The organism is Nocardia arthritidis (genome assembly GCF_011801145.1).
Classification (GTDB): Bacteria; Actinomycetota; Actinomycetes; order Mycobacteriales; family Mycobacteriaceae; genus Nocardia; species Nocardia arthritidis_A.
This window is the reverse complement of sequence record NZ_CP046172.1, coordinates 4,610,034-4,625,785: the sequence shown is the minus strand read 5'-3', so window position 1 is coordinate 4,625,785 and position 15,752 is coordinate 4,610,034. Positions and strand designations below refer to the sequence as shown.

14 protein-coding genes are annotated in these 15,752 nt (G+C 67.1%); 8 read left to right on the top strand and 6 right to left on the bottom strand.

Translation table 11 applies throughout. The annotated features are described in order from the left end of the window. Positions 1-72: 72 nt before the first annotated feature. Positions 73-483 (top strand): DUF4440 domain-containing protein, encoded by a 411-nt coding sequence (locus tag F5544_RS20855; RefSeq protein WP_167474746.1) that lies wholly within the window; start codon positions 73-75, stop codon positions 481-483. A 15-nt stretch (positions 484-498) separates the two neighbouring features. On the opposite strand, the gene F5544_RS20850 is transcribed toward F5544_RS20855, so the two are convergent. Then, positions 499-1,245, bottom strand: a complete 747-nt coding sequence (locus tag F5544_RS20850; RefSeq protein ID WP_203217613.1) for a ubiquinone/menaquinone biosynthesis methyltransferase — start codon at positions 1,243-1,245, stop codon at positions 499-501. A gap of 155 nt (positions 1,246-1,400) precedes the next feature. Here F5544_RS20850 and F5544_RS20845 point away from each other — a divergent pair, with 155 nt between their 5' ends. The 5 genes from F5544_RS20845 (at position 1,401) to F5544_RS20825 (ending at position 7,654) form a co-directional block, all read left to right on the top strand. After that, on the top strand, positions 1,401-3,269 hold the full coding sequence (locus tag F5544_RS20845) for a CocE/NonD family hydrolase (protein ID WP_167474745.1): 1,869 nt from the start codon (positions 1,401-1,403) through the stop codon (positions 3,267-3,269). Positions 3,270-3,733: 464 nt separating this feature from the next. Then, the gene (locus tag F5544_RS20840) at positions 3,734-4,510 is read left to right on the top strand and encodes an alpha/beta hydrolase family protein (RefSeq protein WP_167474744.1); all 777 of its coding nucleotides are present in this window, start codon (positions 3,734-3,736) and stop codon (positions 4,508-4,510) included. 107 nt (positions 4,511-4,617) lie between these two features. Beyond that, complete coding sequence (locus F5544_RS20835; protein WP_167474743.1) at positions 4,618-6,192, top strand: LVIVD repeat-containing protein; 1,575 nt, start codon at positions 4,618-4,620, stop codon at positions 6,190-6,192. 2 nt (positions 6,193-6,194) lie between these two features. After that, positions 6,195-6,824 (top strand): DUF305 domain-containing protein, encoded by a 630-nt coding sequence (locus F5544_RS20830; protein WP_167479361.1) that lies wholly within the window; start codon positions 6,195-6,197, stop codon positions 6,822-6,824. Between the two features lie 74 nt (positions 6,825-6,898). Next, positions 6,899-7,654 carry an SDR family NAD(P)-dependent oxidoreductase gene (locus F5544_RS20825; protein WP_167474742.1) on the top strand — a complete coding sequence of 252 codons (756 nt, stop codon included), beginning with the start codon at positions 6,899-6,901 and terminating at the stop codon, positions 7,652-7,654. A gap of 107 nt (positions 7,655-7,761) precedes the next feature. On the opposite strand, the gene F5544_RS20820 is transcribed toward F5544_RS20825, so the two are convergent. The 5 genes from F5544_RS20820 to F5544_RS20800 all read right to left on the bottom strand — a co-directional run bounded on the left by F5544_RS20820 (position 7,762) and on the right by F5544_RS20800 (position 12,647). Next, entirely contained in the window at positions 7,762-8,889 is a 1,128-nt protein-coding gene (locus tag F5544_RS20820) for an acyl-CoA dehydrogenase family protein (protein WP_167474741.1), read from the bottom strand. A 62-nt stretch (positions 8,890-8,951) separates the two neighbouring features. Next, entirely contained in the window at positions 8,952-10,241 is a 1,290-nt protein-coding gene (locus F5544_RS20815) for an acyl-CoA dehydrogenase family protein (RefSeq protein WP_167474740.1), read from the bottom strand. A 2-nt stretch (positions 10,242-10,243) separates the two neighbouring features. Beyond that, entirely contained in the window at positions 10,244-10,864 is a 621-nt protein-coding gene (locus F5544_RS20810) for a TetR/AcrR family transcriptional regulator (RefSeq protein WP_167474739.1), read from the bottom strand. After that, complete coding sequence (locus tag F5544_RS20805) at positions 10,861-11,910, bottom strand: zinc-binding dehydrogenase (RefSeq protein WP_167474738.1); 1,050 nt, start codon at positions 11,908-11,910, stop codon at positions 10,861-10,863. The genes F5544_RS20810 and F5544_RS20805 overlap by 4 nt, the downstream gene beginning before the upstream one ends. Then, a complete protein-coding gene (locus tag F5544_RS20800; protein ID WP_167474737.1) occupies positions 11,907-12,647 on the bottom strand; it encodes an SDR family NAD(P)-dependent oxidoreductase in 741 nt (246 codons plus the stop codon). The genes F5544_RS20805 and F5544_RS20800 overlap by 4 nt, the downstream gene beginning before the upstream one ends. A gap of 272 nt (positions 12,648-12,919) precedes the next feature. Between F5544_RS20800 and F5544_RS20795 the strand changes: the two genes are divergently transcribed. Continuing rightward, positions 12,920-15,106, top strand: a complete 2,187-nt coding sequence (locus tag F5544_RS20795) for a malate synthase G (protein WP_167474736.1) — start codon at positions 12,920-12,922, stop codon at positions 15,104-15,106. Positions 15,107-15,214: 108 nt separating this feature from the next. Next, positions 15,215-15,745, top strand: a complete 531-nt coding sequence (locus F5544_RS20790; RefSeq protein ID WP_167474735.1) for a DM13 domain-containing protein — start codon at positions 15,215-15,217, stop codon at positions 15,743-15,745. Positions 15,746-15,752 lie beyond the last annotated feature (7 nt).

Genomic DNA, 15,752 nt, shown 5'->3' with positions numbered 1-15,752 from the left:
ATCGCGGGTCAGCCTGGTGAGCCCGCATGTCACGGCGGTCGGCCGTGGCTCGGGGTGGGTAGCGTGTCGATCATGAAGGTGACCATCGATTACGACATTCTGGTAACCGAGATCCGGACGCTGCACGCCGATTTGGCCCGCTGGCTGGGCACTCCGGACGCACCCGACGCCGTCGAGCGGTTCGCGGCGCAACTGCATCCCGAATTCTCGATGGTCGTCATGCAGGGTGTGGTCGTCACCCGCGAGCAACTGCTCGCGGGACTCGACGGTGTCGGACATTCAACGCCCGGTCTGACGATCGACATCGTCGATATCGATGTCCTGCATCTGTCGGCCGAATGCGCGGTCGCGCGATTCCGCGAAATCCATCACCGCCCAGAGGGTCCCGCCGCCCGCCTCACCACCGCCGTGCTGCTCCCCGACGATGCGGCCCGCAACGGTCTGCGCTGGCGCACCGTCCACGAGACCACCGCCGCCCAGTGACCGGCTGCCATATCGTCACGGCTTGGTGGCCCAGAGGATGACATTCGTGCCGAAGAACCTCTTACGCCAACCGATATCCCGAAAACCGAGCCGGCTCAGCGTCTCCGCGATGCGCTCCGGCGGCTGGAAGGCGAGTGTGCTGGATTCGAGGTAGGTGTACGAGGACCGGTCGCGCGCCACGATCCGGCCCAGTAGGGGAACGATAATCCGCATCCCCCACCGCATGACCGGTCGGGCCGGACCGCTCGGCGGGCAGGTTTCCAGGACGACGAGCCTGCCGCCGGGCCTGAGCACCCGCCACTGTTCGGTCAGCGCACCGGCCGGGTCGTCGACATTCCGGAGCAGATAGCCTTCGGTGATCGCGTCGAACGATTCATCCTCGAACGGCAGGCGCATGGCATCCGCATGACGCCAACGAACCGCGTCCGCCCCGGGCTTGGTTCGTGCGCGAGCCAGCATTTCCTCGGAGAAGTCGGCACCGGTCACTGTGACGGCGGGATATCCGCGCGCCGCCGCCAACGCGATCGCGCCGGTCCCGGTGGCGAGGTCCAGCAGCTGCCCACCCGCGGGCGGCGCGGCCCGCTCCACCACCTCACGACACCATCGACTGTGACCACCGAGCGTCAGGACGATATTCATCCGGTCGTAGTAACCGGCGATCTTCCCGAAAATCGCGTGCACGTCGGAGCTTTCGCCCCGCACCGACCCCTCGACCACCAGACCTCCCATTTGCACGAGCCCGCGCCATACCGTTGCGTTCAAGACGTTAGTCCCGCTATACGGTGCCGTATAGCCGGTGTGAATGGAGTCACCGCGCGTTCGCCCGGCATCTTGGGTGGACACAGCGCCGGTGAAAGCCGTACCGTCTGAGACGATTTGGTATTTCGTTCGAAGCGAGGTCCTCGATGACCGTTCCGATGCCAACTTCCGCCGGCTCGCTGTCCGCCGATGCCCGTTTCGATATCGGGCCGCAGCGTTACGAGCGCATGCACCGGATGTCCGATCTGCCGATTCGGATGCGTGACGGGGTGGTGCTTTCGGCGGATGTCTTCCGGCCGGGCGATCGCAGCGGGCCGACGGCGACGGCGCTGCCGGCGGTGGTCAATTTCACCCCGTACAACAAGATGTTTCACCGGCGGATCCCGTATCGGTTGGCGCGGCTGGTCGGACAGTGGGTCGGTGCGTCGGACCGGCGCACCTTCACCGGACGCGATACGCTCCACGCGCTGGCCGGCGGCGCACTCGAATCACTCGGCGTCAACCCGACGCTGGTAAAGCGCGGTTACGCCTACGTCATGGTCGATGTGCGGGGCACCGGAACCTCCACAGGGACATGGGATTTCTTCAGCGAGACCGAACAGCGGGACTATCTGGAGGTACTCGGGTGGATTCGCGAACAACCTTGGTGCGACGGCAAACTCGGGCTCACCGGCATCTCCTACGACGCGATCGCCGCGCTGATCACCGCGGGCCTGCGACCGGACGGGCTCGAAGCGGTGTTCGCCATCGAGGCGGGTGAGAACCCGATCCGGGAGCTCGGCCTCACCGGCGGCGTACCGACCCCGGGCATGATCGTCTGGATCGCCGCGATCAACGCGGCCAAGTGGATTCCCTCCCTCGGCGGTCTGATCCGCACCGGCATGTTGCGGCGGTATCTGCGCGACCGGCTGTCGGATCCTGCCAGCTGGGCGCGCCGCGCCATCGATATCGCGCTGATCGAGAACCATCCCGACGGATTCTTGAACCAGGCATGGGATCGGCGGTTGGCGCGCTTCACCGATATCACCGTTCCGACCTGGATCCACGGCGGCTGGCACGACGTCTACAACAGATCCAATTTCCGGATGTACGACCGCATCGCCACCGCGCCCGGCGCCAAACAGGTTGTGGTGGACGACAGTTACCACCTGACGCCGGGGTCCGGATTCGGCGTACCCGGCGGCCCGCAGCGGCTCGACGAACTGCAATGCGCGTGGTTCGACCGCTGGCTCAAAGGAATTCGGAACGGCATCGACCGCTACGGCCCGATCACCCTGCGCAGGCTCGGCGACGGCTGGATCTCCCGCGACCGCTATCCCGACCCGCTCGCGCAGCCGCGCCGCCTGTACCTGACTGCCGAAACCAGCGGTTCCGCACCACATTCCGGCCGCGACGGCGCACTGCGCACCGAACCGCCGAACACGCACGAGCGGATACCGCTACCGACCCGGCGGGCGGCGATCGCGTCCAACAACACCGCGATCCTCACGATGGGGATCGCCACCCTGTTCGGCAAACGCTTCGGATCCGACGACCGCCGGGCGGAGGTGGCCGCCGCCACCTTCACCACACCGCCGTTCGACGCCGACACGGTCGTCTCCGGACCGATGAATCTGCGTCTGCGCGCGGAAGTCGATGGGTGCGATGCCTTTTGGTCCGTCGTCGTCACCGACGTCGCCCCCGACGGCGTCTCGGCCGCGATCACCCGCGGCGCGCTGCTGTCCTCGCTGCGCGCCGTCGACGAGTCCGCGTGCATTCGTTCCGGCGAACATCTGCTCGTCGCCGAACATCCGTGCACCGCCGAATCGGTGCTACCCGTCCGGCCCGGCGAACCATTCGACATCGATATCGACATCAACGTCACCGAGGCGGTCATCCGCACCGGTCATCGCCTGCGCGTCGCCGTGAGCCGAAACAGCTTCCCCCGCCACATGTTCGGACCCGCGCTGCGCCGCAGGATCAGCGGCCAGTCGATCCTCATCGATCCCGACCACCCCTGCCACCTCACTTACCTCGCGACCGCGTAGCCAGGTTAGGCGTACCTCCGCCAACGCTGCGGCAATGCGCGGGTCTGCGGACGACTTCGTCGACAGCGTCCATTAGGCTGCTGTCGTTGGATCTCTATGGGGGCGTGTGTGTTTACTCGAATGCCTCGGCACCGTCGCCGAGTGTTGGGCAAGGGCAAGGTCATCGGGGTGGCAGCGGTATCGCTGATGGCGATGTGCCCGTTCGGATCGGCTGCGGCCGAGCCGATTTCGGCGCCGCCGGTGCTGCAGGTCGGTGTCACGACACTTCATCTGATCGATGCGGATCGCGCCGATCCCTGGCAGCCGTCGACACCGCGTGAACTCGTTGTCACGATCCACTATCCGGCCACGCATGCCGAGTCCTATCCGCTGGCCGATCACATTCTGCCGGGCCTGCCGAGCACCGTCCTGGCGGCCCGCGCGCACGTCGGCGCCCCGGTGCACGCCGCCCCGCAACGCTGCCGGTGCTGCTGTACTCGCCCGCCGCGAGCTTTCCGGCCCAGGCGGGCACCTCGCTGGCCGAGGATCTGGCCGACAGCGGCTATGCCGTTGTGTCGATCACCGATACCCATGGCGCGTTCCCGGGCACCGTATTTCCCGACGGGCACGTCGAACTGTACGACTCCCGCAACCTGACCAATCCTGTCGGAGACATCATGCGGATGTCCTCGCAGGCCCGGGCCGCAGATATTCGATTCGTGCTCGACAAGCTGACGGCATTCGCGCGGGGCAGCGACCCCGAACTACCCATGGGTCCGGCGCTCGACCTGACAAACGTTGGCATGTACGGACATTCGCTCGGCGGCACCATGGCGGTGTTCGCCGATCCGCGAATCCGGGCCGGTGTCGATCTCGACGGCTACGCCGATCCGTCGGATCTGGCCGCCGGTCTCGTGGCCGAGCCGCGCCGGCCGATGCTGTTCATCTTCGGCAGCTGGGCCGACCCGGATATCCGCCGCCGCACCGTGGATCGCATGTGCGCGGGCCGCGTCGGCTGGACCCGCGAGCTCGTGCTGGCCGGCGCCGGGCACTGGTCGTTCTCCGACCTCGGATATCTGCCCAGACAAGTCGCCGAAGCACCGCTGCTTTCCGGTCTGCTCGGCACCATCCCGGCGGATCGCGCGCACACCGTGATTCGCACCTACGTGACCGCCATGTTCGATCGCTACCTGCGCAATCGGTCCGTACCGCTGTTGGACGCACCCACCTCACCGTTCCCGGAAATCTCGGCGAACAAATGAATTCGGCCGAAACCCCCGCGTAAGTTACCGGCTGTTACTACTATTCAGTCAGTTCGGGGCTGTCCCAGTCGGCCCTGACTGAGTAAAGAAGGTTGGGGGCAACGACGATGAGGTCGGTCGTGCGCGGGCGCCGCGCTAAACCATTGGCACTGCTAGCCATCGGCGTGCTGGCCGTGATGATGCTGCCGAGCAGCGCCAACGCGGATCTGCAATCCGATATCGCCACGCAGGTGCAGCAATTTCTCGATGTCGGCCGCACGGCCGTGCCGCGTGCCGACTGCGGGCCGGGATCGATGCCGGAACCCGGTCTGCAGGGCGATGTTCCGGCGGCCGACCGGGACAGTGGCCGCAGCACGCAGGGTTACCGCTGCAATATGTCGATGGTCGGCAATTTTCCGGGACGCGGTGCGGGCATCACCTCCACCAGCTTCGAGCACTGTGCGTATATGGGTTCGTTCTTCCCGGGCGATCTGCTCAGCGAGGGACGCGGCGTGCAGGTGCTCGACGTATCCGATCCGGCCAACCCGCGCCCGACGGCGAACCTCACCGAACCGGCCATGATGGCGGGCACCTGGGAGAGCCTGAAGGTCAACGCCAAGCGAAAACTGTTGGTGGGCACCGGCGTTCCGGTCGCCGAAGGCGTCGGCTACCTATCCGTCTACGATATCTCCGACTGCGCGCATCCGCGCCTGCTGAACCAGGGGCCGGGCACGAATCTGCTGATGCCACTGCCGATCACCACGCACGAGGGCGGCTTCTCCCCCGACGGCAACACCTATTGGGCCTCGGGCATCGCGCCCGGATTCGTCAGTGCCGTAGACCTTTCCGATCCGGCGAACCCGCATGTGGTGTGGCAGGGGCTCACCGGCATCGAGGCACACGGCTTCGGCATCAGCGCGGACGGCAACCGGATGTACATCTCCGCGCTCGGCGGTTTCACCGTGCTCGATATCAGCGCGGTGCAGCGGCGCGATCCGAATCCCCAAGTGACACACCTGGGCCGGGTGTTCTGGACCGACGGCTGGGCTACCCAGCACAGCGTCCCGGTGACCTATGACGGCAAGCCGTATCTCTACACCGTCGACGAGGGCGGCTCCGGCGGCGTGAAACTCATCGATATCTCCGACGACACCAACCCGAAGGTGGCGGCCAAGATCAAGCTGGAGATCAACCTGCCGCAGAATCTCGACAAGAACATCGGCTCCTCGATGGGCGGCTCGGCCTTCGCCTACGAATCGCACTACTGCGCGGCCGACCGGCAGGACAACCCCACCGCGCTCGCCTGCGGTTGGATCTCTTCCGGCATAAGGGTTTTCGATGTGCGTGACCCCGGGAACATCCACGAGATCGCCTACTTCAACCCACCGGCGCGGACCGGCCAGAACCTGAGCCTGTGGAATTCACCGCACGCGCTCGCCTCCATCATCGGGGTGCCGGTGATGAGCGCGCCCGCCGCGGTGCGCGCGGTGCTGGAGGGCAAATTCAACCCGTACGACGCGCTGACCCCGCGCACCGGGCGCCTCGCCTTCGGCGATGTGTCCACCGACTGGTGCTTCTCGCCGCCGGAGTGGCGCGGCGACCAGCTGTACGTGGCGTGCTCGGACAACGGATTCATGGTGTTGCAGTTGGACAACGACGTGTACACCCCGCCGGCCGATCAGCAGTCGATCGTCGGATCCTGATGATGCGCAACTGGATTCGCCCCGCCGCCTACAGCGCGCTCGCCCTCATCCTGCTGGTGCTCGGTGCGGCGTTGCGGCCGCTCGTGATACCCGAGAACCAGACGGTCGCCTCGGTGCTGAACCCGGCGGAGATCGGCTTCTCCCAGGATATGACCGCCCATCACGAACAGGCGCTGATCATGGTGCAGCGACTGGATCCGAGCGCGGGGCCCGCGGTGCGGCGGCTGGCGGCACAGCTGGACCAGACGCAGCGGCTGGAGCTCGGCACCATGCTCGGCTGGCTGCGTCTGGCGAACGCCGCACCCGACTCACCGCATCCGATGGCCTGGATGCCGATGGATAACCCTGCGGCACACCAGCATTCGGCCGCGCCGCGGACCATGCCGGGTATGGCGACCAACGCCGAACTCGACGCGCTCGCCGCCGCCCGCGGGCACGATGCCGACGTGCTGTTCCTGCAATTGATGCTGCGCCACCATCAGGGCGGTATCGCGATGGCCCAGGCGGTGGACGGTCTGCTGAGCTCCGGACCGGTCAAGGAACTCGCCCGATCGATGATCCAGCAGCAGGGGCAGGAGGTGGGCGTCATCGGCGTGCTGCTGAATCAGCTCGGCGGCCACCCCCTCCCCTGAACGGCCAGGAATACTCGCGAAGGCGGCCGAGTTGCCCAGGAGGTACGACTTACATCGAACCAGGAGAGGGACCGTTGGGCGAGAAGACTTTTGCCGATCAGAATGTGGTCGTCACCGGCGGAGGCACCGGGATCGGGCGGGCGGCCGCGCTCGCCTTCGCCGAACAGGGTGCGGCCTCGGTGCTCGTCACCGGGCGGCGGCCGGAACCGCTGGCCGAGGTCGCGGCCGAACATCCGGCCATCACGGCGGTGGTCGCCGATGTCGCCACCGAGGAGGGCGCCGAGGCGATCGCGGAGGCCGTGCGGGAGCGCGGTCGGCTCGATGTGCTCGTGCACAATGCCGGTGTTTGGGCCCCCACCCCGCTGGACGCACTCGATCCGGCGGAGGTGCGGCGACAATTCGAGATCAACGTCGTCGGACCGACCCTGCTCACCGCGCGCCTGCTGCCGCTGTTGCGCTCGCCGGGCGGCAATATCGTTGTGGTGTCCAGTATTTCGGCGCGACTCGCCGGACCGGGGGCCTCGGTGTACTCGGCGACCAAGGCGGCGGTCGACAGCCTCATCCGCAGCTGGGCGGTCGAACTGGGCCCCAAGGGAATTCGGGTGAACGGCGTGGCCCCCGGCAACGTCCGCACCTCCATCCTGGCCATCGGCGGGCTGGCGAACACCGAAATCGACACGTTCCGAACCACATACGCCGACCGAGTGCCCGCGGGCCGGATCGGCGAGGTCGACGACGTCGTCCCCTGGATCACCCGTCTGGCCGAACCCGCCAGCTCCTGGATCACCGGCGAAATCATCACCATGGACGGCGGCCGCCTCGCCGCCTGACCTCGCCCGGGCCCGCCCGAAATTCGTTCGGGTGGGCCCGCCCGGTCAGCCGAAGTCGGCCACGATGAACCATCGCGGCGTGCCCATGCCATCCCTCCGCGGAAATCTCAGCCGATTGGGCTGTGGCCCAAGAGGGTTCGGCCCGCGAAGCGGGTCTGTTCGGCGCGGGGCAGCGGGTCGAACAGACAGCCGTGCATATCGCGGTACCACATCTCCAGATCGCAGCCGCGCGAATAACCGGTGCCGCCCGTCGCCTCGATCGCGAGGCGGACCGTATTCACCAGGGCGTCGGCCGCGACCGTCTTGCGGGACAGCGTGCGGCCGGCGTGCGCGTCGCTCGCGTCGAAGGTCAGATCGTCGGAGTCGGTGAACATCGCGGCGATGAGGTCGGCCGCGGTGGTGTGCGCGTTGAGCATCTCCCCCGCCAGCTGGAAGGTGTGCGCGGCGGACTCCTCCGCGATCAGCGCGGTCGCGAGATCGATTGCGCTGTCGGCGATTCCGAGATAAGCCGACAGCACGAGCGGAGTGCCCGAGCCGACGACGACGTTCAGCAGCGCGGGCCACTCGCCTGCCGGGCGGGCCGACTCGATCGCCGAATCCGGCACGTAGACCTCGTCGAGCACCACGGTGTGCCCGCCGCTGGCCCGCAAACCCACCGCGTCACCGGTCTTTTCGATTCGCATGCCGGTCGAGCCGAGCGGAATCGAGCAGTGCAGCACCTCGGGTCCGCCGGGCGCGTCACCGTGCCGGATGCTGGTGACCAGTATCGAACCGACCTCGCAACCGCCGACCCGCTCCTTGCGCGCGCTCACCCGGTATCCGCCCGCGTCGCGCTCGGCGCGCCCGTTCGACTCCACCCAGTCCGCCGCGTAGGTGCCGACCAGAATCGCGCCGTCGACCACCTTCTCGAACAGGGCACGCGCGTCCAACCCGTGCCGATGCCGCCACACCTGGGTCGCCACCAGCTGACAGTGCCGCGCGAAGGCGACCGCCGTCGACGGATCATGCGCACCGATTTCGCGCAGGATCGCGCCCATCTCCCGGTGCGTCGCCGCACCGCCACCGAATTCCGCGGGCACCAGCGCCGCGGTGAGCCCGGTCGCCCGTAGTAGATCGAATGCGGCGACGGAGATTTCGCCGGACCGGTCGCGCTGGGCGACGCCGCGGCGGAAGGTGGCGGCTATGCGGCGGGCCAACCCGATACGGTCTATGGAGCTATCGGCGACAATGCTCATAACAGGGGTCTACGATTACCACCGCTCGTCAGTTCAACGACACCCCTTAGCGGGCGATTGTCTCAGAGATTCCCGACGACGTGTTCGAGCCGCCGGGCCACCGACTCCAGCGCTCGCTCCCGTAGCGCGGGACGATATCCGCTGGGGTACACCGGATCTCCCGGTGCGTAATTCTTCAGAACCTCCTTCGCGAGGGTGATCTTGTGCACCTCGGTCGGCCCGTCGGCGATGCCCATCACCTCGGCATAGCTGAGCATGTCGACGAACGGCAGATCCTGGCTGACGCCGATCGCGCCGTGCAGATGCAGTGCCCGCTGCGCGATATCGTGCATCACCTTCGGCATGGCCACCTTGATGGCGGCAATATCCTTGCGCACCTTCAGATAATCCTGTTCCCTGTCGATGCGCCACGCGGTGCGCAGCACCAGCAACCGGAACTGCTCCATTTCGATCCAGCTGTCGGCGACGCGCTCCTGCGTCATCTGCAGTCCGGCCAGCGGGCCCTTGCGCATCGGCCGCGACACCGCGCGCTCGCACATCATGTCGAATGCCCTGCGCACCAACGCGACCGTGCGCATCGCGTGATGTACGCGCCCGCCGCCGAGCCGGGTCTGCGCCACGATGAAGCCCTGCCCCTCCGCGCCGAGCAGATGATCCGCGGGCACCCGGACGTCGGTGAACCGCAGATGCCCCTCGTGCTCGCTGAAACCGTGCACGTGGAAGTTCTTCACGATCTCCAGACCCGGCGTGTCGGCGGGCACGATGAACATCGACATGCCCTGGTACGGACTGACATCCGGATTCGTCACCACCATCACGATGTGGAAGCTCGCGAATTCGGCGTTGGAGTTGAACCACTTCTCGCCGTTGATCACCCAGTGGTCGCCGTCGCGCACCGCGCGGGCCTTGAACAGCGTCGGATCCGATCCGCCGGTGGGTTCGGTCATCACGTAGCAGGAGCCGATCTCCCCATCCAGCAGCGGTTGGAGATATTTGGCCTTCTGTTCCGGCGTGCCGTAGTGCGCCAGGATCTCCGCGTTACCGGAATCCGGTGCCTGACAACCGAATACCGACGGCGCCCACACCGAGGTGCCGAGCACCTCGTTCAGCAGCGCCAATTTCAGCTGACCATATCCCGGCCCGCCGAGTTCGGGGCCGAGGTGGCAGGCCCACAACCCCTGTTCCTTCACCTGTTCCTTGAGCGGGCGCATGAGCGCCATCGCCTCTTTGTTGGTGCGGTCGTAGGGATTCGGATAGACCAGGTCGAGCGGTTCCACCTCGGTCCGCACGAATTCCGCCGCCCAGTCCAGCTTCCGCTGGTATTCCGGGTCGGTTTCGAAATCCCAAGCCATGATCAGCCTTTCGTATGGGTTGCGATGACACCGTCGAGTACGGTGTCGGCGAGTATCGCGGCGATCTCGTCGGGTGTGTGCCCGCCGTGCGGGCGATACCAGTAGATAACCGCGTTGAGCATGCCGAGCACGCTGTTGGTCACCACATGTTCGCCGGTGCGCAGCAGACCGGCCGCGTGGCCCGCGTCGATCACCCGCTGCCAGCACCGCTGCACCTCGTCCCGCAGTTCCTGCAGCTGTGCGGCGCGTGCACCGGTGAGCGCGCCGCCGTCGCGCAACTGGATGACCACCTCGCGCCGATACCGGATGATGAGCCCGACGTGACTGTGAATCAGCTTGCGCAGCTTGGTAACCGGGTCCTCCGCGGTCCGCTCGATCCGTTCGGCGTCGGCACGCATGCGTTCGATGTAATCCCGCAGGATCTGCCAGAGCAGCTCCTCCTTGGACCCGATGTGATAGTAGAGCGCGCCGCGCTGCACATCCGCCCGCTCGCCGATCTCGGCCACGCCGGTGCCGTGGAATCCCTTCTCCGCGAACAGCTCCACCGCCGCTTCGACGATCCGCTCCCGGGTATCGGCCGCGGACGATTCCGCGGCGGGCGGGCGGCCCCGGCGCCGCATCATCCCGCCGGATCCAGGACGATCTTCGAGACGCCGTCATCGCGACTCGCGAAGAGCCGGTACGCATCCGCGCCCTCGGACAGTCCGAGATGATGGGACACAACGGCTTCCGGCCGCAGCCGCCCGGCGGCGGTGAGTCGCAGCAGCGTCGGCAGCTCGTACTGCACCGAGCACAGGCCGATGTGGAACTCGAGCTCCTTCACCTGGGCCAGCACCATATTGACGGGGAAGGCCGTATTCGCGCTCACGCCGACCACACTCACCCGGCCGCGCCGTCCGGCCACCGCGAGCGCCAGCGCGATGGTGGCGTCCGCGCCGACCGCCTCCAGCACCACATCCGCGCCGCCGCCGAGCATTTCGCGTATCGCCCGCTTCGGCTGCTCGGATTCGACGGGTTCGGCGCCGAGCCGCCGGGCGTGCTCGCGGCGCTCGGGAACCAGATCAACGGCGAGGACCCGGGACGCGCCCAGCACGAACGCCGATTGCACGGCCATCAGTCCCACCGGCCCCAGCCCGATCACCACGACGGAATCGCCCGGCGCGATGCGGGCCCGCCGCGCGCCGTACCAGGCCGTCGGGGCGTTGTCGGTCAATACCACCGCCGCGTCGTCGCTCACCTCGTCCGGCACCCGGACCAGATTGGTCTCGGCATGCGGCACCGGCAACAGCTGGGCCTGCCCGCCCTGCAACGCACCGCCCAGCCCGTAGCACGCGTCGATCGGCCGACGGACCTTCTCGCACATGGCGATCAGGCCGCCGCGGCACGGTACGCAATGTCCGCAGCCCGCCGAGGCGGGTACCAGCACCCGGTCGCCGACCGCGAACCCGACTGCCGCCGGGCCGATTTCGACGATCTCCCCCACCGCCTCGTGTCCGACGCAGTATCCGGTTCCCTCGGCGAATCCGTGCCCGCCGAAGATATGCAGATCGCTGCCGCAGATTCCGGCCGCGCTCACCGCGACGATCGCGCCATCCGGTCCCGGTAGCGCGGGATCGGGGACCTCCGAATACGAGATCCGCCGCGGCCCTTCATAGGTCAGTGCCTTCATCGTCTGCCTCCGTGCAGTTCCAGCGTCGCCGCGGTGCAGAAGGAGGCGGCCTCGGAGCTCAAGAACAGTGCGGCGCCGACGATTTCGTTCGGTTCGCCGATCCGGCCGAGCATGGTCTGCGCGGCGGCCGCGTCCCGGAACTCCTCGGGCCACGCCTTCGAGATATCGGTGCCGAACGGCCCGCACTGAATCGTATTGACCCGCACCTTCGGCGCGAAGGTCTGCGCGAGGCCGAGGGTGAGCGCGTTCAAACCCGCCTTGGCCGTCGCGTACGGCACGGAGAACACATCCGGATGCACCGCCTCGGTCGAGGAGATGTTGATGATCGAGCCGCCGTCCCCGGCCGCCATCCGCGTGCCGATGAGCGCCGAAAGCCGGAACGGCCCTTTGAGATTCACGCCGATGACCTTGTCGAAGAGCGCCTCGGTCACCTGGTCCAGGCTCGGGTAGAGCGGCGACAGCCCGGCATTGTTGACCAGCACGTCCACCCGGCCGAATTCGGCGTAAACCGTCTCGACCAGCGCATCGCACTGCGCCCACTCGCTGACGTTGCACGCCACCGGCAATGCCCGCCTGCCGTGCGCGCTCTTCACCTCCTCGGCCAGCGCGATGCAGGCGGCCGATTTCCGGCTGGCGATGACGACATCGGCGCCCGCGGCCGCGAAGGCCAGCACCATTTCCCGGCCGAGGCCGCGACTGCCCCCGGTGACCACGACGACTTTGTCCGTGTGCGACACCCGCACTCCTACCTGCCCCGGATCCCGTTCCACCGGGGCGACGTAGTTCTAAATGTTCCGATCAGTACATTAAATCGACCGGACGATACAATCAAGGAGTTGTCCGGCCGACCGCCGACATCGTGCGACACGCCGACCGATCGATCCGTTGGCATCGGCGTGTGAGCGAACGAAGCAGCACGACGCGGCCGTGGCCCCCGACACAGCCCGGTACTACTACCGACGGGTAACATGACTGCGTCTTTCCCACCTTTCGCAAAGTGAGGCAATAGATGACAGAGCGGATTCAGGTCGGCGGGCTCCAGGTGGCCGGCGTTCTCCATGAATTCATCGAGAACGAGGCGCTGCCCGGCTCCGGCGTAGATTCCGCCGCGTTCTGGGCAGGGGCCGAGCGGGTCATCGACGAACTCGCCCCGCGCAACCGCGCCCTGCTGGCCGAGCGCGACGCGATCCAGGGCAAGCTCGACGCCTGGCATGCCGAACATCCCGGCGCCGGCTACGACAAGGCCGCGTACAAGTCGTACCTCACCGAGATCGGCTACCTGCGCGAGGAACCGGCCGACTTCCACATCGCCACCCAGAACGTGGACGAGGAGATCGCGACCACCGCGGGCCCGCAGCTGGTGGTGCCGGTGATGAACGCGCGCTTCGCCATCAACGCGGCCAACGCGCGGTGGGGCTCGCTCTACGACGCGCTCTACGGCACCGACGCCATCTCCGAGGCCAACGGCGCCGAAAAGGGCAGCGGCTACAACAAGATTCGCGGCGACAAGGTCATCGAGTGGGGCCGCAACTTCCTCGACGACGCGGCCACCCTGATCACCGGCTCGCATGTGGGCTCGCGGGCCTACAAGATCGTCGACGGTGAACTCGAGGTCACCCTGGAGGACGGCACCACCATCGGCCTGGCCGACCCGTCGCTACTCGTCGGCTACCTGGGCGATCCGGCGAACCCGAGCTCGATCCTGTTGAAGCACAACGGTTTGCATATCGATATCCAGATCGATCCGGCCTCCCCGATCGGCAGCACCGACAACGCGGGCGTCAAGGACATCGTGCTGGAATCCGCGGTCACCACGATCATGGACTTCGAGGATTCGGTCGCCGCGGTCGACGCCGAGGACAAGGTGCTCTGCTACCACAACTGGCTCGGCCTGATGAAGGGCGATCTCGCCGAGACGGTCAGCAAGGGCGGCAAGACCTTCACCCGCACCATGAACCCGGACCGGGTGTACACCGCGCTCGACGGCGGTGAGCTGGTGCTGCACGGCCGTTCGCTGCTGTTCGTGCGCAATGTCGGCCACCTGATGACCTCCGACGCCATCCTCGACAAGGACGGCAACGAGGTGCCCGAAGGCATCATGGACGGCCTGGTCACCTCGCTGATCGCCACCCACTCGCTGCGCGGCGACGCGAAACTCACCAACAGCCGCACCGGTTCGGTCTACATCGTGAAGCCGAAGATGCACGGCCCGGACGAGGTGGCCTTCACCAACGAGCTGTTCGGCCGGATCGAGGACGTGCTCGGCCTCGACCGCAACACGCTCAAGGTCGGCATCATGGACGAGGAGCGCCGCACCACGGTCAATCTGAAGGCCAGCATCCTGGCCGCCAAGGAGCGGGTCGTCTTCATCAACACCGGCTTCCTCGACCGCACCGGCGACGAGATCCACACCTCCATGGAGGCCGGGCCGATGGTCCGCAAGGCCGAGATGAAGACCCAGCAGTGGATCCTGTCCTACGAGGACTGGAACGTCGACACCGGTCTGGCCACCGGCCTGCCCGGCAAGGCGCAGATCGGCAAGGGCATGTGGGCCATGCCGGACCTGATGGCCGACATGCTGACCCAGAAGATCGGCCACCCGAAGGCCGGCGCCAACACCGCCTGGGTGCCATCGCCCACTGCCGCCACCCTGCACGCCACCCACTACCACCAGGTGGACGTGTTCGCCCGGCAGCGCGAAATCGCCAAGGGCGGCCCGCGCGCGAGCGTCGACCAGATCCTGGAGATCCCGTTGGCGGCCGAGCCGAACTGGTCCGCCGAGGAGAAGCGCCAGGAGCTGGACAACAACTCCCAGTCCATCCTCGGCTACGTGGTGCGCTGGATCGATCAGGGCGTCGGCTGTTCCAAGGTGCCCGACATCAAGGATGTCGCACTGATGGAAGACCGTGCGACGCTGCGCATTTCGAGCCAGCTGATGGCGAACTGGCTGCGCCACAAGGTGATCACCGCCGACGAGGTGGTGGCCAGCCTGGAGCGGATGGCTCCGGTGGTCGACCGGCAGAACACGGGCGACCCGAACTACCGCCCCATGGCACCGGATTTCGCGAGCAGCATCGCCTTCCAGGCCGCCAAGGAACTGGTGCTCGAGGGCACCAAGCAGCCGAACGGCTACACCGAGCCGATCCTGCACCGCCGCCGCCGCGAGGCGAAGGCCCTGGCCGCCAAGAACTGCTGAGCGCGCCGAGCCGAACGAACCCCCGACCACCGTGTCGGGGGTTTTTCGTTAACGTGCCGACCCACCGCGCGGATGACCGAGCAGGGACCGCACTCGGAGAGGCGAGGCATGAGTTCGGCACGCAGGATCTTCCGTTCACCGGTCGCATGGGCGCTCACCGTGCTGGTCGTCGCCGGGGTGGCGGTGGCGCTGGCACTGTTCCAGCCCTGGCGGCTGTTCACGAATACCACTGTCGTGGAGGCGGTTCCGACCATCTCCAGCGCTCCGGGCGGCGCCCAACCGCCGCCGGAGCCGAAGACGCTGGCCCGCGGTGAGTTCGTCTCGCACGAGCACGGCACCTCCGGCACCGCGGTGATACTCCAATTGGCCGACGGCAGCAGGGTATTGCGGCTGGAGAACCTGGACACCTCCGACGGTCCCGATCTGCATGTGTGGCTGGCCGCCGCACCCGTACTCCCCGGCAAATCGGGCTGGTTCGTCTTCGGCGATGCCGCGCACGTAGACCTGGGCAGCTTGAAGGGCAATAAAGGCAGCCAGAACTACGCCATCCCATCCGATGCCGATTTGGCGAAGCTCACCGCTACGACCATCTGGTGCCAGCGATTCCACGTCTCCTTCGGGGCGGCGCAGCTGAAATAGGCGTTAC

Bases quoted from the DNA above. Each gene is read 5' to 3' on its own strand.
- F5544_RS20810 (WP_167474739.1), bottom strand. From the start codon at position 10,864: ATGATGCGGCGCCGGGGCCGCCCGCCCGCCGCGGAATCGTCCGCGGCC.
- F5544_RS20855 (WP_167474746.1), top strand. From the start codon at position 73: ATGAAGGTGACCATCGATTACGACATTCTGGTAACCGAGATCCGGACG.
- F5544_RS20805 (WP_167474738.1), bottom strand. From the start codon at position 11,910: ATGAAGGCACTGACCTATGAAGGGCCGCGGCGGATCTCGTATTCGGAG.
- F5544_RS20820 (WP_167474741.1), bottom strand. From the start codon at position 8,889: ATGAGCATTGTCGCCGATAGCTCCATAGACCGTATCGGGTTGGCCCGC.
- F5544_RS20815 (WP_167474740.1), bottom strand. From the start codon at position 10,241: ATGGCTTGGGATTTCGAAACCGACCCGGAATACCAGCGGAAGCTGGAC.
- F5544_RS20795 (WP_167474736.1), top strand. From the start codon at position 12,920: ATGACAGAGCGGATTCAGGTCGGCGGGCTCCAGGTGGCCGGCGTTCTC.
- F5544_RS20790 (WP_167474735.1), top strand. From the start codon at position 15,215: ATGAGTTCGGCACGCAGGATCTTCCGTTCACCGGTCGCATGGGCGCTC.
- F5544_RS20830 (WP_167479361.1), top strand. From the start codon at position 6,195: ATGCGCAACTGGATTCGCCCCGCCGCCTACAGCGCGCTCGCCCTCATC.
- F5544_RS20835 (WP_167474743.1), top strand. From the start codon at position 4,618: ATGAGGTCGGTCGTGCGCGGGCGCCGCGCTAAACCATTGGCACTGCTA.
- F5544_RS20845 (WP_167474745.1), top strand. From the start codon at position 1,401: ATGCCAACTTCCGCCGGCTCGCTGTCCGCCGATGCCCGTTTCGATATC.